The 18,306-nt window shown below is 66.6% G+C and carries 16 protein-coding genes; 4 read left to right on the top strand and 12 right to left on the bottom strand.

The features are described 5' to 3' along the window. The first annotated feature begins 54 nt into the window (after positions 1-54). Genes gltX through ACGVWT_RS00805 form a run of 3 tightly spaced genes read left to right on the top strand, consistent with a single transcriptional unit; the run spans position 55 to position 2,976 of the window. The gene (gene gltX / locus ACGVWT_RS00815; protein ID WP_394425083.1) at positions 55-1,473 is read left to right on the top strand and encodes a glutamate--tRNA ligase; all 1,419 of its coding nucleotides are present in this window, start codon (positions 55-57) and stop codon (positions 1,471-1,473) included. Between the two features lie 16 nt (positions 1,474-1,489). Then, on the top strand, positions 1,490-2,773 hold the full coding sequence (locus ACGVWT_RS00810) for a citrate synthase (protein ID WP_017979157.1): 1,284 nt from the start codon (positions 1,490-1,492) through the stop codon (positions 2,771-2,773). Then, on the top strand, positions 2,773-2,976 hold the full coding sequence (locus ACGVWT_RS00805) for a hypothetical protein (RefSeq protein ID WP_017979158.1): 204 nt from the start codon (positions 2,773-2,775) through the stop codon (positions 2,974-2,976). Before ACGVWT_RS00810 ends, ACGVWT_RS00805 begins: the two co-directional genes overlap by 1 nt. Positions 2,977-3,004: 28 nt before the next feature. Here the strand turns inward: ACGVWT_RS00805 and ACGVWT_RS00800 are convergent, their stop codons facing one another. The 4 genes from ACGVWT_RS00800 to ACGVWT_RS00785 are packed head-to-tail and all read right to left on the bottom strand — an operon-like array spanning position 3,005 to position 7,005. Next, on the bottom strand, positions 3,005-4,351 hold the full coding sequence (locus tag ACGVWT_RS00800) for a HAMP domain-containing sensor histidine kinase (protein ID WP_315462197.1): 1,347 nt from the start codon (positions 4,349-4,351) through the stop codon (positions 3,005-3,007). Beyond that, the gene (locus ACGVWT_RS00795) at positions 4,348-5,448 is read right to left on the bottom strand and encodes a hypothetical protein (protein ID WP_315462198.1); all 1,101 of its coding nucleotides are present in this window, start codon (positions 5,446-5,448) and stop codon (positions 4,348-4,350) included. Before ACGVWT_RS00795 ends, ACGVWT_RS00800 begins: the two co-directional genes overlap by 4 nt. Positions 5,449-5,484: 36 nt before the next feature. After that, complete coding sequence (locus ACGVWT_RS00790; RefSeq protein ID WP_315462199.1) at positions 5,485-6,666, bottom strand: hypothetical protein; 1,182 nt, start codon at positions 6,664-6,666, stop codon at positions 5,485-5,487. 48 nt (positions 6,667-6,714) lie between these two features. Then, positions 6,715-7,005, bottom strand: a complete 291-nt coding sequence (locus tag ACGVWT_RS00785; RefSeq protein ID WP_017979162.1) for an Hpt domain-containing protein — start codon at positions 7,003-7,005, stop codon at positions 6,715-6,717. A 100-nt stretch (positions 7,006-7,105) separates the two neighbouring features. On the opposite strand from ACGVWT_RS00785, the gene ACGVWT_RS00780 reads away from it, so the two are divergent. After that, positions 7,106-9,412: a hypothetical protein gene (locus tag ACGVWT_RS00780; protein WP_315462200.1), complete on the top strand. Its 2,307-nt coding sequence runs from the start codon at positions 7,106-7,108 to the stop codon at positions 9,410-9,412. 4 nt (positions 9,413-9,416) lie between these two features. On the opposite strand, the gene ACGVWT_RS00775 is transcribed toward ACGVWT_RS00780, so the two are convergent. From ACGVWT_RS00775 to nuoL, 8 genes are all read right to left on the bottom strand, one after another. Further along, a complete protein-coding gene (locus ACGVWT_RS00775) occupies positions 9,417-9,569 on the bottom strand; it encodes a hypothetical protein (RefSeq protein ID WP_315462201.1) in 153 nt (50 codons plus the stop codon). Positions 9,570-9,681: 112 nt separating this feature from the next. After that, positions 9,682-9,966 (bottom strand): DUF1467 family protein, encoded by a 285-nt coding sequence (locus tag ACGVWT_RS00770; protein WP_017979165.1) that lies wholly within the window; start codon positions 9,964-9,966, stop codon positions 9,682-9,684. A gap of 4 nt (positions 9,967-9,970) precedes the next feature. After that, positions 9,971-11,623 carry a ribonuclease J gene (locus ACGVWT_RS00765; protein ID WP_315462202.1) on the bottom strand — a complete coding sequence of 551 codons (1,653 nt, stop codon included), beginning with the start codon at positions 11,621-11,623 and terminating at the stop codon, positions 9,971-9,973. Positions 11,624-11,680: 57 nt separating this feature from the next. Beyond that, positions 11,681-12,463, bottom strand: a complete 783-nt coding sequence (locus tag ACGVWT_RS00760; RefSeq protein ID WP_315462203.1) for a type III pantothenate kinase — start codon at positions 12,461-12,463, stop codon at positions 11,681-11,683. Between the two features lie 10 nt (positions 12,464-12,473). Next, positions 12,474-13,181 (bottom strand): biotin--[acetyl-CoA-carboxylase] ligase, encoded by a 708-nt coding sequence (locus ACGVWT_RS00755; protein WP_315462204.1) that lies wholly within the window; start codon positions 13,179-13,181, stop codon positions 12,474-12,476. Continuing rightward, positions 13,178-14,632, bottom strand: coding sequence for an NADH-quinone oxidoreductase subunit NuoN (gene nuoN, locus ACGVWT_RS00750; protein ID WP_116462240.1), 1,455 nt, complete (start codon positions 14,630-14,632; stop codon positions 13,178-13,180). Before nuoN ends, ACGVWT_RS00755 begins: the two co-directional genes overlap by 4 nt. After that, positions 14,632-16,179: an NADH-quinone oxidoreductase subunit M gene (locus ACGVWT_RS00745; protein ID WP_315462205.1), complete on the bottom strand. Its 1,548-nt coding sequence runs from the start codon at positions 16,177-16,179 to the stop codon at positions 14,632-14,634. The genes nuoN and ACGVWT_RS00745 overlap by 1 nt, the downstream gene beginning before the upstream one ends. Next, positions 16,176-18,305, bottom strand: a complete 2,130-nt coding sequence (gene nuoL, locus ACGVWT_RS00740) for an NADH-quinone oxidoreductase subunit L (RefSeq protein WP_315462206.1) — start codon at positions 18,303-18,305, stop codon at positions 16,176-16,178. The genes ACGVWT_RS00745 and nuoL overlap by 4 nt, the downstream gene beginning before the upstream one ends. Position 18,306: the final 1 nt, after the last annotated feature.

Raw genomic sequence — 18,306 nt, 5'->3', positions numbered from 1 at the left:
AGGCCGCGGCGGCTGAACTGGCCATCAGGTTTCAAACTTTGGGAGCAAGCGCGGTTGGGCGCAACAGTTGAAAATCGTTCGGGCGACGGCGCGGGAATAGTCACGCGATTCGCCCCCTCGCCCACCGGCTATCTGCACCTCGGCGGCGCGCGTACCGCGCTGTTCAATTGGTTGTACGCGCGTCACCACGGCGGCACGTTCCTGCTGCGGATCGAGGATACCGATCGCGCCCGCTCGACGCAGCCGGCGATCGACGCGATCCTCGCCGGTTTGCAATGGCTGGGCATCGACTGGGACGGCGACGCCGTCTTCCAGTTCGCGCGCGCCGACCGCCATGCCGAGGTTGCGCATCAGATGGTGGCGAACGGCCATGCCTATCGCTGCTATATGACGCAGGACGAGATCGCCGCGCAGCGCGAGGCGGCCCAGGCGGCGAAGCAGCCGCTGCGTATCCGCTCGCCCTGGCGCGATGCCGATCCGGCCACCGCGCCGGACGGCCAGCCCTTCGTCGTGCGCCTGAAGGCGCCGCGTGAGGGCGCGACGACGATCGACGACCAGGTACAGGGGTCGGTGACGGTCCAGAACAGCGAGCTCGACGACCTCATCCTTCTGCGCTCGGACGGCACGCCGACCTATATGCTCGCGGTGGTGGTCGACGATCACGACATGGGCGTGACGCACGTGATCCGCGGCGACGATCACCTCAACAACGCCTTCCGTCAGCTGCCGATCTACAAGGCGAATGGCTGGCCGGAGCCGGTCTACGCGCATATCCCGCTGATCCACGGCACCGACGGCGCCAAGCTGTCGAAGCGCCACGGCGCGGTGGGGATCGAGGCGTATCGCGACGAACTCGGCATCCTGCCCGAAGCCTTCGACAATTACCTGCTCCGTCTCGGCTGGGGCCATGGCGACGACGAGATCATCAGTCGCGAACAGGCGACCGAATGGTTCGACCTCGACGCGGTCGGCAAGAGCCCGTCGCGCTTCGACTTGAAGAAGCTCGAAAACCTCAACGGCCATTACATCCGTGCCGCGGACGACGCGCGACTGGCTGGATTGGTCGCGGGGATCGGCGGCTATACCGACGTCGATCTGCTCACCCGCGCGATGCCGGTGCTGAAGGCGCGCGCCGCCAACCTCAACGAACTGAGCGAGGGCGCCGCTTTCCTGTTTGCGGTCCGGCCGCTCGCCATGGATCAGGCAGCTTCGGACCTGCTGACCGCCGACGCTCGAACGCTCCTCGCTGCGCTGCACGCCGCGCTTGACGCGGTGCAGCAGTGGGATCAGGAGACAATCGAAGCAGCGGTACGGCAGGTGGCGGACAGCACGGGCGTGAAGCTCGGACAGGTCGCCCAGCCGCTCCGCGCCGCTCTCACCGGGCGCAAGACCTCGCCCGGCATTTTCGACGTGCTCGCGTTGCTCGGCAAAGAGGAAAGCCTCGGCCGCATCGCGGACCAGATGCAAGTCTGATAGGAAGGACAACCAGATGACCGAAGCCGCAAAGGTATCCGTGAACGGCAAGGATTTCGACTACCCGGTCATGTCCGGCACTGTCGGACCGGACGTCGTCGACATCCGCAAGTTCTACGCGCAGACCGGGGACTTCACCTACGATCCGGGTTTCACCTCGACGGCGTCGTGCCAGTCGAAACTGACCTATATCGACGGTGACGAAGGCGTTCTGCTGCATCGCGGCTATCCGATCGGCGAACTCGCCGAACAGTCGAGCTTCATGGAAGTCGCCTATCTGCTACTGAACGGCGAGCTGCCCTCGGCGGATGAGCTGACGGGCTTCACGAACACGATCACGCGCCACACCATGGTGCATGAACAGCTCGCGGCGTTCTTCCGTGGCTTCCGCCGCGATGCGCACCCGATGGCGATCATGTGTGGCGTCGTCGGCGCGCTGTCGGCTTTCTATCACGATTCGACCGACATCCACGATCCGGTGCAGCGCACCATCGCCTCCCACCGCCTGATCGCGAAGATCCCGACGATCGCGGCGATGGCGTACAAGTACAGCGTGGGCCAGCCCTTCCTGTACCCGGACAACTCGCTGTCCTACACCGGCAACTTCCTGCGCATGACCTTCGGCGTTCCCGCCGAGCCGTATGAGGTGAACCCGGCCGTCGAAAAGGCGATGGACCGCATCTTCATCCTCCACGCCGATCACGAACAGAACGCGTCGACCTCGACCGTGCGTCTGGCGGGTTCGTCGGGCGCCAATCCGTTCGCGTGCATCGCGGCGGGCATCGCCTGCCTCTGGGGTCCGGCGCATGGCGGCGCGAACGAAGCCGCGCTCAACATGCTGCGCGAGATCGGCACGCCAGAGCGTATCCCTGAGTTCATCGCGCGCGCCAAGGACAAGAACGATCCGTTCCGCCTGATGGGCTTCGGTCACCGCGTCTACAAGAATTACGACCCGCGCGCGACGGTGATGCAGAAGACCGTGCGTGAGGTGTTCGACGCGCTGAAGGTCAACGATCCGCTGTTCGACACCGCGCTGCGGCTCGAGGAGCTGGCGCTGTCGGACGATTACTTCATCGAGAAGAAGCTGTTCCCGAATGTCGACTTCTATTCGGGCGTCATCCTGTCGGCAATCGGCTTCCCGACCGAGATGTTCACCGTGCTGTTCGCCCTCGCCCGCACCGTCGGCTGGGTCGCGCAGTGGAACGAGATGATCACCGATCCCGACCAGAAGATCGGCCGTCCGCGTCAGCTGTACACCGGCCCGACGCAGCGTTCGTACGTTCCGGTCGAGCAGCGCTGATGCGCCGGGCCCGGCCGGTCCTCATCTCGATCGGCGTCATGCTGACGCTGGTCGGGTTGCTGTGGGTCGGCCAGGGCCTCGGCTACGTCCATTGGCCGCAGGAGAGCTTCATGCTCGACCAGCGGCCATGGGCGGATCGCGGTGCCGCGCTCGCTGTTGGTGGATTGCTCTTGATCTTGGTCGCGCGTCGCATCCGACGCTGACGCCCCGCGAAACGCTTCGGGGCCGCGTTCAGACCGGCAGGCTGAGCGTGAACCGCGCGCCCTCACCGGGCGCACTCTCTACCGTAAGGTCGCCGCCCATCGCCCGCGCTAGACGCCGCGCGATATACAGGCCCAGGCCATTGCCGCCCGCCTCGGTCGGATCGACGCGCTCGAACTTCTCGAAAATGCGCGCCTGATCCTCGATCGCGATGCCCTTGCCCTGATCGGCTACCACCGCCTCTGCCATACCGCCGGTGCGCAGTGCGGTGACGCTCACCACACCGCCCTCCGGCGAGTAGCGCACGGCATTGCCGACGAGATTGACCATGATCTGCAGCGCACGGCGGAAATCGCCCTGTGCCGGCATGCGCAGCTCGGGCAGCGGCCGCGCAATCGCGACGCCCGCATTGCTCGCGCGGACGGAGAGCAGCCCCGCCGCGCGGCGCGCGACGTCGGCGAGATCGATCGAATCGGTTTCCAGCGCGAAATCGGGCCGCTCGATCGCTTGCAAATCTACGAGATCGTCGACCAATCCGAGCAGATGCCGACCGGCATTGGCGATGTCCGACGCATAATCGGCATAGTCGCGCTGCACCGGCCCCTCGGCCTCGGCGTGGATCGTGTCGGCGTGCGCGATGATCCGGGCAAGCGGCGTGCGCAGCGCCTTGTCGAGCCCTTCGGTAAAGGCCGGCGCGATCGGCGACGGGGCGGCCGGTGCTGGCGCGTCATCCTCAGCCCGCGCGATGCCGGACAGACCGGCAAATTGCCCCGAGGGGTCGCGGCGCACATGCGCGGTTAGCAGGACACGGACATCACCGCCGCGCACACGCGCCTGCTGGCGCTCGAGCGGCCGCTGACGCGCCACCGCCTCGAGGATCGGGAGCGCACCGTCGCCATCGGAGTCGAGCGTGAACAAGGCGGTCAGCGGCTGCCCGAGCAGCGACAAGGCGTCGAACCCCAGCCGCCGCGCTGCATCGATCGACACGAACGTCAGCCGAAGTCCGCCATCCGTATCCCAAGCGAGATCGTCCGATTCGATCAATCGGGCTGCAGGCGATGCGATGACCGGCCGCGCGCGCATCTCACGCCAGCCACTGACGGCCATGCGTACCCCATCGCTTTCCGGTTGGGCACGTACCCACAGGTCGAGGTCGGTATCGCCGTCGGCGACCACGACGCCACGTGACACGAGAATGCCGAGCCGCCGCGCGAGACGCGCTACGGTCGCCAATTGCGGCACCGCCAGCGCCGCGCCCATCATACCGCCTGCGGCTTCGTTGAGCGCGAGAAGTGCCGGGTCGGCCGCGACCAGCCGGCCCTCGCCATCGATCATCGCATGGCTGACGGGTACGTCGGGAATACCGTCCAGCCTCATCGTCCAGCCTCTCGCGCCAAAGCATCGATCGCGAGACGCAGGTCGTGGTGTAGCGTCAGCGGGGCCAGCGCCGATCGCGCAGCCTCGACGGGAACGGCGGCAATGGCGTCGAGTTCCTCGGCAAAGATATCAATGTCACGCCGCGGATCGGCGTCGGCAAGCGCCAACGCGATCCGCGCGATCGTAGGCCGGTCCAGCGCCGCAGCGCGCAGCGCCAGCCACAGCCGGTCGCCCTCAGGCTCCAGCACGATCGCGCGCGCGCCGATGAAGTCGAGATCGACCGCGCGGCCGAGGATTGCGACAAACAGGATCAGGCGACGATCGCCAAGGGCTTCGACCAGCAGATCGCCGAGTTCGTGCGCCCGCGCATCGATCGCGCTCGCGAGGCGGACCGCCAATGCTTCCACGCGCTGGCCCTCGTCGTGCGCGGCAAGACTGCGCTGCGCTGCCTCGACGATCGCGCGATCGACGGCGGCGTCCTCACCCGAGACGGCGATGCGGCCTTCGCGGATCGAGGCGGCGACCCACCAGACCAACTGATGATGCCGCTCGGCGGGCAGCAGGCCGGACATTGCGCCGCCTTGCTCCACCGCGGCCCGGCGCCGAGCCTCTGCGGTCATCAACGCCCGGGCCGCGCCGGCGACGACGCCGTCATCGACCTCGGCCAGGCGAACGAGCAGGCTTGGCTGATCCGGCGCACCCGCCTGCGACGGCAGCGCAGCAGCGATTCGGTCGCATCGTACCTGCGCGATCAATTCGTCCATCAGACCACGATCGCGAAGCAGGCCGGCACGCGACAGGCGTCGCACCACGTCCTCGTGCCCCTTCAGCAGCTGTTCGGCCTGGCGATCGGCACCCTGCCCTGCAAGGACACGGGCTGCGTGACGGCGGATATCCGTCTCGACGCCCTGCACGACGGCTGCGAGCATGCGCCCCAGCGCCACGCGCGTCCGCTCATCCAGCCGCGAATCCTCAGCAACGAAGAAATCGTCGATCGCACCGGTCAGGCGCGCGTCGGCGCGCGCCGCGAGACGGGTCGCAGCGCCGATGCGCGTGGCGAGCGCATCCCGCTCCGCCTGATCCGTTCCGACCGCCATGATGTGGTTGCCTACGCTTCCATCATTAAGACAGCGTTATGCAAGGGTCCGCAATCGCTCGATTCCAGCGGCCAATGTTGCGGCGGCATAGGTCGCCGCAAGCCCAAGTCCGAGCATGGGCGACGACAGGAGCGCCCCGATCCAGACGAGCAGCAAATAGGCTGGCGGACTGCCCCACCACGTGGCGCGCGGCGCCGGCCCCAGCGCGCGCTCGCCAAGACCCGCAAGCACGACACCGGCCAGAGCCAGCATCTGCTCACTACCATCGACGGATAATTGGGTTGCATCATGGCCATAGGCCAACACCGCCAGGGCCGGCAGGATCGCGGCGGCGCGAGCCAGCCATGTCGCACTGCCCGATTCGTCACGCAGATCGGCAAGGATGGCGCCGAGCGAGAGGCCCAGCGTGCCGACCAAGGTCAACAGCAGCCCCGACACGTCGTGCCCGAACGCCGTCAGCGTCGTACCGAGCAGCCCCAACATACCTCCCGCGCCCGCCACGGCGACGATGGGCACCGTCCGCGGCACCAGCAACGGAATGACCGACCGGGCGAGCGGTGCAGCAATGTAGCGTTCGAACCACCCACTTCGCGACGACACCATCGCCGCCATCGCGCGCCGGCTTCGCGCTTCCAGCGCCTGCGCGGAATGACCGACGCCATGGCTCGCGCGGACCGCCTCTTGCGGCAGCAGGATATGCGTTGCCCGTGCCTGCGAAGCGAGGCGGACCAACGTCGAGGGCACGTCATAGTCGCGTGGCATCGCGGCGAGTTCGGCCAGGCGACGCGATTCCAGTCGGGCAACGCCTGCCCAGACCATACCACCGCCCAGCCTTTCATAGCCCGGGCCCACCTGATCCTCCGGCACCACCAGCAGCGCATCGCCGCCCTCGCGCGCCAGTACGGCGAGCGTATCGCCAGTGGTGGTCAGCCCATCCGCCAGCATCAGCACGCGGGCCAGCGGGTGCAGGGTCTCTGCCGCCTCGGCGGCAGTCCGCACCGTGTCGACGGCGATGCCACGCTTGCCTATGCGATTGATCGCGCCCAGCAATTCTGGCGTCAGGCGGGCAACGACGATGATGATCTGCGATGCGCCGGCGGCGATCAGCAGACGCGCCTGATATTCGATCAGCGTCACGCCACCGAAGGGCAGCGTCGCGGTCAGCATGTTGGGCCGATCGTCCGCGTCGTGCATGGCGAAGAGAAGGCCGGCGAGCATCTGGCGCTGTTAAGGGGTCATCTTCCCCCTGCCTAGGGCGGATTGCGTCTAGAGGCGCATCACCGATCGACGCAGCTTGCCGAGGATAGCAGTATCGCGTGCGCCGTCTGCCGCCTGTGCCGCCAGCGCCATCAGCCGGACTGCTCCGAAGCTCGCCGCCAGCCCCTTCAGTCGCGAGGCCGCGTCACGCCATTGGTCGCGGGTCGTCGCCGCGTCCATCGCCGCCAGCGCCCGTTCGGCGCTTTCGGTGAAGGCCAGCCGCAATTCGGCGATCAGCCCGGGTTCGTCACCCACTGCGGCGGCCAGCGCCGCGTCGATCGCTCCGGGATCATACGCCATGAGACCCCGCTTAGCGTACCACCACTTAACCAAGTGTTGCACTTTCGCTTTATGACGGTGCCGAACATGGTTAAGCCCGGCGGACACGAACGGGGGTTCCATGATTATCGACATGCGGGCGGAAGCCGCAGCCACCGACGATGCCCTGGGCCGGTACGAGCTGGAACCGACCACGCCCGAATCGATGGGCGGCCACGGCGACTATCACGGCGGCGAACCGCTCGCCTGGACCGAAGCGGTCGAGGTCGAGCCGCGCCGTGCGACGTGGCTGGCGCCGACGCTGGCGATCGCCGCCTCCATCGCCTGGATCGGCGGCATGCTCTGGCTCGCCCGCGATCAGCTTCCGTTCCTGCTGCCCGTCCCCCTCGCCCAATATATCGCCGCGCTGGCGGTGATCCCCGCCCTCATCGGCATCGTCTATCTGCTCGCCATGCGAACCAGCCGGCGCGAGGCGACGCGATTCCGCAGCACCGCCCAGGCGATGCGTGCCGAGGCTGCCAGTCTGGAGCGGACGGTCGCCGCCGTCTCCCGCTCGCTCGACGCCAACCGCCGCCAGCTGGCCGACCAGATCACCACGCTGATGGCGATGGGCGATGGCGCCAACGAACGGCTGGCTGCCGTCGGACGTGGCATGGCGCTTGAGATCGGCCAAGCCGACGCCCACGCCCGCGCGCTGTCCGAAGCCGTAGCCGAGGCGCAGACCCACCTCGGCGTGCTTCTCGCCTCGCTGCCCCGCGCGCAGGCCGAGGTGGCGGAGGCCGGCCGGTTGCTCGACGATACCGGTCTCGCGGCCGGCGAGCATGCCGCGGCTTTGGAGGCGAAGCTCGCCGCGCTGGCCGACCGCGGCCGGGAGGCGGACCTCGTCGCCGGGGGCGCCGCGCAGAAGCTCGCTGCGCATATCGCGCGCATGGAGGCGACCAGCGAAACCGCGGGCGCACGGCTCGAATCGGTCACGGGCGACATGTCCGATGCGGTCGACGCGCTGCTCGACCGGACCGCCGACGCCGTGGACGAGGCACGCAAGGGCATTGCCGCGCAGGGCGAGGCGATGCTGGCAATGCTCCGCGCCAACCAGGCGGCGCTCGACACCGCTGCGCGTCAGAGCGCGGATGCCTTGGGGGAACGGATCGCTGCCGTCGAGGACGTCATCGACCGCGTGACACTGCGCCTGCACGACCAGCGTGGTGCCAGCGAATCGCTGCTCGCCGGGCTCGACGCCGGGATCGAGCGGGTGGAAACGCGGCTGGATACGTTGCACGCACAGGGCGTCGACCGGTCGCAGCTGCTCGCCGCGTCGATCAGCGCGTTGGGTGGCTCGGCGGATGCGATGACCGAGGCCTTGCGCACCGGTGAGGCGATGGCGACGCGGACGATCGGCACCACCGAATCGCTGCTCATCGCGCTCGACGCCGCCGCCCGCGAGATCGACGAGACGCTGCCCGAAGCGCTCGCACGGCTCGACTCGCGCATCGCGTCGAGCAAGCAGGTCGTCGTCGCCGCCAAGCCGGAACTGCTCGCGCTCGTGACCGCTGCGGAAAGCACGCATGATGCGATCGAGGCGATCGCCGGCGTTATTGCCGAACAGACAACGACGCTCGATCGGCTATCGGGCACCCTGCTCCAGACGCTCAACGATGGCCGTGCCAAGGCCGATGCGCTCGGCATGATGGTCGACGAAACGATCGATCGCACGCATCGCTTCGCCGAGGAGGCCGCACCGCGGCTCGTCGACGCGCTGCTCCGCGTCCGTGACACCGCATCCGTCGCGGCGGACAAAGCGCGCGAGACGCTGGCGAGCGTCATTCCCGATGCGGCCAGCCAGATGGAGGAAGCGAGCGCCGAGGCCATGCGCCGTGCCACCGGCGACACGGTCGAGCGGCAGGTTCGGGCGATTGCCGATGCGACGGGGCATGCCGTCGATGCCGCTACCCGCGCGACCGAACGGCTATCGGCGCAGGTTCAGCGGATCCTCGATCAGACGGCGTTAGTCGAAACGCGGCTGGAGGATGCGCGCACCGAGCGCGAAGAGGCGGAACGCGACACGTTCGCACGCCGCGCGTCCCTGTTGATCGAATCGCTCAATTCGGCAGCGATCGACATCACCAAGGCATTTGCACCCGAGGTATCCGACAGCGCCTGGGCCGCCTATCTGAAGGGCGATCGCGGCGTCTTTACTCGCCGAGCGGTGCGCGTCCTCGAACCGGGTGATGCGCGCGATATCGCGCGGTTGTACGATGACGACGCCCGGTTCCGGGAATCAGTCAATCGCTACATCCACGATTTCGAAGGGATGCTTCGGACGATCCTTGCGCAGCGCGACGGCTCGCCGCTCAGCGTCACCTTGCTGTCGTCGGACATGGGCAAGCTGTACGTCGCGCTGGCGCAGGCGATCGAACGGCTACGCTAAGACGTCAGTTGGGATGCTGCTCGCGTGTCGTGGCGTCGCGCAGCAGATCGTCGATCGCGGCGGCGATGCGAGCCGCAACCAGCGGTCGCCCTTCTTCATCCATCAGGTGGAGCGCGCGTTCGAGCAGATCGAGCGCCTGGCCGTGCCTGTCGTACACCGATCGGGCCTTTCGTCAGTCACCACCCTCTGTGGCGGCGGGAAAAGCCTATCAGGCAACGGCTTGCGCGAACCTGACACGAACATGACAATCAAGTCAGACCGATCGTGCCCTAACTTCGATTGTAGACGGCCTCGCGATCGAACAGGTCGAGCATCTGCGGCGTGACCCAGCCGAATTCGTAGTTGGCGATAAACAGGCCGAACAGGATCGTCGCGACGATGGTCACACGGACCGCGAGGCGGCCGAGGCGGAATTCGTGCGGCGCACTTTCCGCCTGACCTGCGACGTGCTCACCCCCCACTTCGTGGGTCGTGCGCACGCCCCAGGGCAACACTAGGAACACCGAGAACGCCCAGAACAGGACGTAGATCGCAAGCATCGACGTCCAGCGCATGGAATCAGGCCTCGACGACCAGCACGTCGACGATCGGCTTCTTGCCCGTCCAGCGGGTCGCGATGCGACGCACCGCGAGCCGGACGTCCTCGCGGCGACGGTCGAGTTCGCGCCGCTGGCCCTTCAGCGCTTCGGCAGCTGCCTCGGCGGCATCTTCGATAAACGCCGCGCGATCCTCTTCGACCGGCACGCCCTGTACGCGCACCTGCGGCCGGCCGAGCAGCCGCCCGTCCTTGCCGATCGCGACCGCAACCGAAATCTGGCCGTTGATCGCCAGCTTGCGACGTTCGTTGATCGTCGATCCGTCGGCGGGCAGAATCACGTCACCATCAAGCACCAGGCGGCCCACACTGGCATTGCCGATCTTCTCGGGCTTGCCGGGCAGCAGTCGAATGACGTCGCCGTCGCTCTGTACGATCGACTGCGGCACGCCTTCGCTCAGGGCGAAACGGGCATGCTCCATCATGTGACGCATCTCGCCATGGACCGGCACCAACGTCTGCGGACGGATCCACTTGTACATCTGCGCCAGTTCCGGCCGACCGGGGTGGCCCGAGACATGGACGTGCGCTTGCCGCTCGGTGATCATCACGACGCCCTTAGACGCGAGCGTATTCTGGATCTTCCCGATCGCGACCTCGTTGCCCGGGATCTGCTTCGACGAAAAGATCACCGTGTCGCCAAGGTCGAGCTTGATCGTGTGCGAGCCATCGGCGACGCGTGCCAGCGCTGCGCGCGGCTCGCCCTGACCGCCAGTGGCGACGATCAATACTTTGTTTTTCGGCAGGCGCATCGCGGTGTCGGGATCCACCGTTTCGGGGAAGTCGGTCAGATACCCGGTCGCCTGCGCGACCTTCAGGATCCGATCGAGCGAGCGGCCGGTGACACACAGCTTGCGGCCCGTCTCCCGCGCAACCTGCCCCAAAGTATGGAGGCGCGCCGCATTGGACGCGAAGGTGGTGACAAGCACCCGCCCCTTCGCGCGCGCGATCTGCTCGGCAAGGCCGCGACGCACCGACGCTTCGGAGCCGGACGCTTCCGCATTGAACACGTTGGTAGAGTCGCAGACCAGCACGTCGACGCCAGCATCCCCGATCTGGGTCAACCGTTCGGGGCTGGTCGGCTTGCCGATCACCGGCGTGGGATCGAGCTTCCAGTCGCCGGTGTGGAACACGCGGCCCGCCTTGGTCTCGATCACGAGCGCATTGGGTTCGGGAATCGAGTGCGACAGTTCGATGAAACTGACGCCGAACGGACCGATCTGCGCCCCTGCGACGCCGCTCTTACCCGGCTGAATCACGCGCAGTTTGACGCGGTGGACGTTGCCCTCTTCCTCCAGCTTGCCGCGGATCAGGCCCGCGGTGAACGGCGTCGCATAGAGGGGCACGCCCAGGTCTTCAGCGAGATAGGGCAGCGCCCCGATATGGTCTTCATGCCCGTGCGTCAGGACGATGCCGACGAGGTCGTTCAGACGATCCTCGATGAAGGACAGGTCGGGCAGGACGATGTCGATGCCAGGATAGGCGGCGTCGGCGAAGGTCACGCCCAGATCGACCATCAGCCACTTGCTGGCGTGGCCATAGAGATTGACGTTCATGCCGATCTCGCCCGAGCCGCCCAGGGCGCAGAAGAGAAGTTCGTTGGTCTTGGGGGTCATTGATGTCTTTCGTGAATTGCGTAGCGCCCGCAGGCCGGTGAATGGCGCGAGCGCGTCTCAGCCGATATGGGCGTTTTGGTACATGATCGCCAGCCCCTGGATCGTTAGGTCCGGCTCGATGACGTCGAACACGTCGGTATGCTGTTCAAACAAGGTGGCAAGGCCGCCGGTAGCGATCACCTTGGTGGGACGGCCGATCTCCGCCTTCATGCGCGCGACCAATCCCTCGATCATCGCGATATAGCCCCAGTAGATACCGATGTTCATCTGATCGACGGTATTGCGGCCGATAACGCTGCCGTTCCCCTTGGGCGCTTCGATCGCGATCCGCGGGAGCTTGGCGGCGGCACTGACCAAAGCGTCGAGCGACAGGTTGATACCTGGCGCGATGATCCCCCCCTTGTACGCCCCGCTATAGTCACTGCAGTCGAAGGTCGTCGCGGTGCCGAAGTCGATGACGATCAGGTCGCCGGGATGCAACGCGTGCGCCGCGATGGTGTTGACCGCGCGGTCCGCGCCGAGCGTCGCGGGCTCGTCCACGTCGATTGTGATGCCCCATTCGACGGGCGCCCGGCCGGCGATAAGCGCTTCTCCGCCGAAATATTTGTTGCTGAGCACCTGGAGGTTGTGGAGCGCGCGCGGCACGACAGTCGCGATCATGACCGCCTCGACTTGGCTCCGGTCATAGCCTTCCAGCGCGAACAGCTGGCTGAGCCATACCGCATATTCGTCGGCGGTGCGCCGCGGATCCGTGGCGATGCGCCAGCGCGCCTTGATCGTCCGGCCTTCCACCAGCGCAAACACGACGTTGGTGTTGCCGGCATCCACGGCGAGCAGCATCCTCAATACCTCACAGCAGAAACACGTCGCCGGCGTGAATGACATGCCGAACGCCAGAGGCCAAGCGCAGGATCAGCGCGCCCTCCGCATCGAGCCCGTCGAACAGGCCGTCGACCGCGCTGCCATCGGGCAGCCGCGCCGTCAGCGCCGTGCCAACCGGATGCGCCGCAGCGAGCCAGGCCGCCCGGACCGCGGACAGCCCCTCACCCCGCCAACGGCCCAGCCAGCGCGCGAACGCTTCTGCCAATACATCGGCGAATGTCGCAGGGTCGACGGTAAGACCATATGCGGCGAGGCTGGTCGTGGGCCGGTCCGGTAGATCGGGGTGGTGCGCCAGATTGACGCCGATCCCTACGATCACCGCGTCCCCACTGCGTTCGAGCAGGATGCCCGATAGCTTGGCGCCATCAATCGACACATCGTTCGGCCATTTCAGAATGGCGCGAGCCTGTCCCCGCAGGGCGACGCCGAGCGCATCGTGCAGCGCGACCGCCGCCACCAGGGCCAAGGTGGCGGCAGGCGGATCGCTCGGCCGCAATCGTACGATGGTCGAGCCTGCGAAATTGCCCGCCGGCGCGGACCACGCCCGTCCGAGCCGCCCGCGCCCCGCGGTCTGTCGCTCGGCGCGGAGCCACAACCCTTCTTCCGCGCCGTGCGAGGCGAGGAGCAGCATGTCGGCGTTGGTCGATCCCGTTTCGGGGATTGTGCGGATGGTCAAACGCCGGGGAACAATGCGCGAGCGGCGGCCATAGTCCAGCCACCGAGCAGCGGAATGGCGAGATAGCCGAGCGGCGACACGAAGGCAGCCGTCAGCACGATCAGACCGCCTTCGACGGGGCTGTTGCCCTTCACGAACGCGGGCGCCGGTTCGTCGAAGTACATCGTCTTGACGACGCGCAGGTAATAATAGGCACCGATCGTCGACGCCGCGATACCGATGACCGCGAGCGGGAACAGCCCGGCCTTCACCGCAGCGTCGAACACCGCGAACTTCGCGTAGAAGCCGAACAGCGGTGGGATGCCGGCGAGGCTGAACATGAAGATCGCGAGCGCCGCAGCGAGGCCCGGACGGGTCCGCGACATGCCCGAAAGCGAGGCGATGCTCTCGACCGGCTGGCCCGCTTCGTCCCGCATCTGGAGCACGATCAGGAACGAACCCAGCGTCATGGCGATGTAGATCGTCATGTAGGTGAGCACGCCCGCTACGCCCTCCGGCGTGCCCGCGGCGAGGCCGACCAGCGCGAAGCCGACGTTGTTGATCGACGAATAGGCAAGCAGGCGCTTGATGTTGGTCTGGCCGATCGCCGCAACCGCACCAAGGATGATTGAGGCGAGCGCGGCGAAGATGACGATCTGGCGCCACTGTTCGGTCGCCGGGCCCATCGCCTCAACGGCAACGCGGACGGCGAGGCCCATGGCCGCGACCTTCGGCGCCGAGGCGAAGAAGGCGGTGACCGGCGTCGGCGCACCTTCGTACACGTCCGGCGTCCACATGTGGAACGGCACGGCCGAAATCTTGAAGGCGATGCCGGCGAAGACGAACACCAGACCGAACAGCAGACCCAGCGACTTCGTGCCGGCGTAAGCCGCAGCAATCCCGCCGAACAGCGTCGTGCCCGAGAAGCCGTAGACCAGGCTGATGCCGTAGAGAAGGATGCCGCTCGCCAGTGCGCCGAGGATGAAATATTTAAGGCCCGCTTCCGCCGAACGCGTGTCGCGGCGCATGAAGCTCGCCAGCACATAGGCCGACAGGCTTTGCAGCTCGAGGCCGACGTACAGCGTCAGCAGATCGCTCGCCGACACCATCATGCCCATGCCTGCCGCGGAGAGCAGGATGAGCACCGGATATTCGGGACGCAGATCGTCGCCGCTGGTGCGCTGGAAGAAGTCCGGCGCCATCAGGATACCGACGGCGGCGGCCACGAAAATCAGCACCTTGGCGAAAGCGGCGAAGGCGTCAGCGCGGTACAGCCCGTCGAACGCGCTGCCGCCGGAGCCCGCGGGCCCCATCAGCGCGACGCACGCGCCAGCCAGGATCGCAACCGCAGCCCAGGACACCGCGCGGGTCGACGCAGGCCCACCCCAGGCGGCGACCAGCATCAGGACGATGGCGCCGACGCCGAGGATCACCTCGGGCAGCGTCATGGCGAGATTGGCGGCGTAATCCATCAGTGCGTGGTTCCGTGGGCAGCGGCGGCATGCGCCGCGGCAGGAGTGGTCGCGGCGGGCTTGCCGGCGGTCGGCTTGGAATCGGACGGCGGCGCTGCCCGATCGACGCGGGTCAGCAGGACGGCGACGTCCTTACGCATCGGCGCCATGAAGCTTTCCGGATAGACGCCCATCCACAGCGCGACCGCGGCGATCGGCGCAAGCAGCCAAAGTTCACGATGCGACAGGTCTTCCATCTCGCGGACCTCGTCCGACTTGATCTCGCCGAAGGCGATACGGCGGTAGAGATAGAGCATGTACGCGGCGCCGAGGATGATGCTGGTCGTGCAGAGCAGCGCGATCCACGTCGACACCTGATACGTGCCCATCAGCGACAGGAATTCGGCGACGAAGCCACTCGTCCCCGGCAGACCGATCGACGCCATCGTGAAGAACAGAAAGAACAGGGCATAGCGCGGCATATTGATCGCCAGACCGCCGTAGCGGCTGATCTCACGCGTGTGCAGGCGATCGTAGATCACGCCGACGCATAGGAACAGCGCGCCCGACACCAGGCCGTGGCTGAGCATCATGATCATCGCGCCTTCGATGCCCTGCCGGTTGAAGGCGAACAGGCCGATGGTCACGATCGCCATGTGCGCGACCGACGAATAGGCGATCAGCTTCTTCATGTCGGACTGAACCAGCGCGACGAGACTGGTGTAGATGACCGCCACCGCCGACAGGCCAAAGATCAGCCAGGTAAGCTGGCCCGACGCTTCGGGGAACATCGGCAGGCTGAAGCGCAGGAAGCCGTAGCCGCCGAGCTTCAGCAGCACGCCCGCCAGGATCACCGAGCCAGCGGTCGGCGCCTGCACGTGCGCGTCGGGCAGCCAGGTGTGGACCGGCCACATCGGCATCTTCACCGCGAACGAGGCGAAGAACGCGAGCCACAGCCACGTCTGCACATGCGCCGGGAAGTTGAAGGTCTGCAGCGCCGGGATGCTGGACGTGCCCGCAGTCTGCACCATGTACAGCATCGCGATCAGCATCAGCAGCGAGCCGAGCAGCGTGTAGAGGAAGAACTTATACGACGCGTAGATGCGGTTCACCCCGCCCCAGATGCCGATGATCAGATACATCGGGATCAGACCGGCTTCGAAGAACAGGTAGAACAGGAACAGGTCCTGCGCCGCGAACGTGCCGATCATCAGCGTTTCGGTGAGCAGGAACGCGGCCATATATTCCGGCACGCGGTTCGTCACCGACCGCCAGCTCGCCCCGATGCAGATCGGCATCAGGAAGACGCTGAGCATGATCAGCATCAGCGCGAAGCCGTCGATGCCGAGGTCCCAGGCGAAGAAGCCGAGGCGCGGGCCGTGCTCGACGAACTGCCACTGCGCTCCGCCGATGTCGAAGTTCGCCCAGAGCAGGATGCCCAGCGCGAAATCGACCAGCGTCGCCGCCAGCGCGATCATCCGCGCCGTTGCGGCGGGGACGAACAGGCAGGCGATCGCCGCGAGCGCGGGGATCAACAGCATGATCGTCAGGATGGGGAAGCCGCTCATTGTGCGATCGCCCAGGTGACGACGGCGGTCAGACCGATCAGCATGACGAAGGCATAGGTATAGACATATCCGTTCTGGAGCCGGCCGGCGATGCGACTGGACCGCTCGACGATCCACGCCGAGCCGTTCGGCCCGAAGCGATCGATCGTCTTTTCGTCACCGCGATGCCACAGGAAGCGGCCGATCGCGAAGGCGGGGCGGACGAAGAGCAGGTTATACAGCTCGTCGAAATAATATTTGTGGGTGAGGAAGCGGTACAGAACGCGGAACTGCTCCGCCACCGCGGCGGGGAAGGTCGGCGCCTTGATATAGGCGTACCATGCGGTGAACAGGCCAGTCAGCATCGCGACCGTCGCCGACAGCTTCACCCACGTCGGCACCTCATGCATCGCGTGCATCAGATGTTCGCGGAAGGCGATATCGCCCTTCCAGAAGCTTTCACCCGCACTCGGCTCGATGAAATAGCCATGGAAGACGAAGCCGGCCGCGATGGCGCCGATCGACAGCACGATCAGCGGGATCAGCATCGGCAGCGGGCTTTCGTGCGGATGATAGCCACCCGTCCCCGCCGGCAGATCGTGCTGCGCAGGACCGTGCGCCGAGGGATGGTCACCCGCATCCTCGGCCTGCGCCGGGTTGCCGCGCACCTCGTCGGCATGATGCGCGTCGTGCGCATGGGCGTGGTGATCGTCATGGTCGTGGCCATGCGCATCGTGGAGCGCATGCTGGATATGCTCCGACGCAGCCCACCGCGGCTTGCCCCAGAAAGTGAGGAACATCAGGCGCCACGAATAGAAGCTCGTGATCAGCGCGACGAGCACACCGACGAACCAGACGCCGGGCTCGCCCGCTGCCCAGCTCGCTTCGATGATCGCATCCTTCGAATGAAAGCCCGCGAAGCCAATGCCGAGTGGGTTGCCGAACACCGCGGGCAGGCCCACGCCGGTAATCGCCAGCGTGCCCATCATCATGCCCCAGAAGGTCAGCGGGATGCTTTTGCGCAGGCCGCCGTAATAGCGCATGTCCTGCTCGTGGTGCATCGCGTGGATGACCGAGCCGGCACCGAGGAACAGCAGCGCCTTGAAGAAGGCGTGCGTGAACAGGTGGAACATCGCCGCGCCATAGGCGCCGACGCCCGCGGCGAAGAACATGTAGCCGAGCTGCGAACAGGTCGAATAGGCGATGACGCGCTTGATGTCGGTCTGCACCATGCCGACGGTCGCGGCGAACAGGCAGGTCGCGGCGCCGATGAAGGTCACGAAATGCAGCGCGGTCGGCGACATTTCGAACATCGGCGACAGGCGGCACACCATGAAGACGCCCGCGGTGACCATCGTCGCCGCGTGGATCAGCGCCGACACCGGGGTCGGGCCCTCCATCGCGTCCGGCAACCAGGTGTGCAGGCCGAGCTGCGCCGACTTGCCCATCGCACCGACGAACAGCAGCAGGCAGAGCACGGTCATCGTATCGGCGCGGAACCACAGGAAGCCGATCGTCGAGCCGGCCATGTTCGGGGCCGCGGCGAGGATCGCCGGGATCGAGACGGTGCCGAACACCAGGAACGTGCCGAAGATGCCGAGCATGAAGCCAAGATCGCCGACGCGGTTGACGACGAACGCCTTGATCGCGGCCGCATTGGCCGACGGCTTGCGGAACCAGAAACCGATCAGCAGGTAGCTCGCGAGGCCCACGCCTTCCCAGCCGAAGAACATCTGGACCAGCGTGTCGGCGGTCACCAGCATTAGCATCGCGAAGGTGAACAGCGACAGATAGGCGAAGAAGCGCGGCTGATCCGGGTCCTCGCTCATATAGCCCCAGCTATAGAGGTGGACGAGTGCCGACACGCTGGTGATGACCACCAGCATGATCGCGGTCAGCTGGTCGACGCGCAGCGACCAATCGACCGCCATGTCGCCGCTGACGATCCAGGTCAGCACCGGCACGACCTGTGCCGTGCTGGTGCCGGCGAGGAAGCCGAGGAAGATCGGCCACGACAGCAGGCACGATGCGAACAGCGCGCCGGTCGTGATCACCTTGGCAGGCACGAAGCCGATCGCCTTGTTGCCCAGCCCCGCGACCGCGGCCGCGAGCAGCGGCAGGAATACGATGAATAAGATGGCGTGCACC

The sequence above is a fragment of the Sphingomonas sp. S6 genome, from assembly GCF_043498045.1.
Classification (GTDB): domain Bacteria; phylum Pseudomonadota; class Alphaproteobacteria; order Sphingomonadales; family Sphingomonadaceae; genus Sphingomonas.
This window is presented reverse-complemented; position numbering and strand designations above follow the sequence as displayed.

Bases quoted from the DNA above. Each gene is read 5' to 3' on its own strand.
- ACGVWT_RS00810 (WP_017979157.1), top strand. From the start codon at position 1,490: ATGACCGAAGCCGCAAAGGTATCCGTGAACGGCAAGGATTTCGACTAC.
- ACGVWT_RS00805 (WP_017979158.1), top strand. From the start codon at position 2,773: ATGCGCCGGGCCCGGCCGGTCCTCATCTCGATCGGCGTCATGCTGACG.
- ACGVWT_RS00800 (WP_315462197.1), bottom strand. From the start codon at position 4,351: ATGAGGCTGGACGGTATTCCCGACGTACCCGTCAGCCATGCGATGATC.
- ACGVWT_RS00795 (WP_315462198.1), bottom strand. From the start codon at position 5,448: ATGGCGGTCGGAACGGATCAGGCGGAGCGGGATGCGCTCGCCACGCGC.
- ACGVWT_RS00790 (WP_315462199.1), bottom strand. From the start codon at position 6,666: ATGCTCGCCGGCCTTCTCTTCGCCATGCACGACGCGGACGATCGGCCC.
- ACGVWT_RS00785 (WP_017979162.1), bottom strand. From the start codon at position 7,005: ATGGCGTATGATCCCGGAGCGATCGACGCGGCGCTGGCCGCCGCAGTG.
- ACGVWT_RS00780 (WP_315462200.1), top strand. From the start codon at position 7,106: ATGATTATCGACATGCGGGCGGAAGCCGCAGCCACCGACGATGCCCTG.
- ACGVWT_RS00770 (WP_017979165.1), bottom strand. From the start codon at position 9,966: ATGCGCTGGACGTCGATGCTTGCGATCTACGTCCTGTTCTGGGCGTTC.
- ACGVWT_RS00765 (WP_315462202.1), bottom strand. From the start codon at position 11,623: ATGACCCCCAAGACCAACGAACTTCTCTTCTGCGCCCTGGGCGGCTCG.
- ACGVWT_RS00760 (WP_315462203.1), bottom strand. From the start codon at position 12,463: ATGCTGCTCGCCGTGGATGCCGGCAACACCAACGTCGTGTTTGCGCTG.
- nuoN (WP_116462240.1), bottom strand. From the start codon at position 14,632: ATGGATTACGCCGCCAATCTCGCCATGACGCTGCCCGAGGTGATCCTC.
- ACGVWT_RS00745 (WP_315462205.1), bottom strand. From the start codon at position 16,179: ATGAGCGGCTTCCCCATCCTGACGATCATGCTGTTGATCCCCGCGCTC.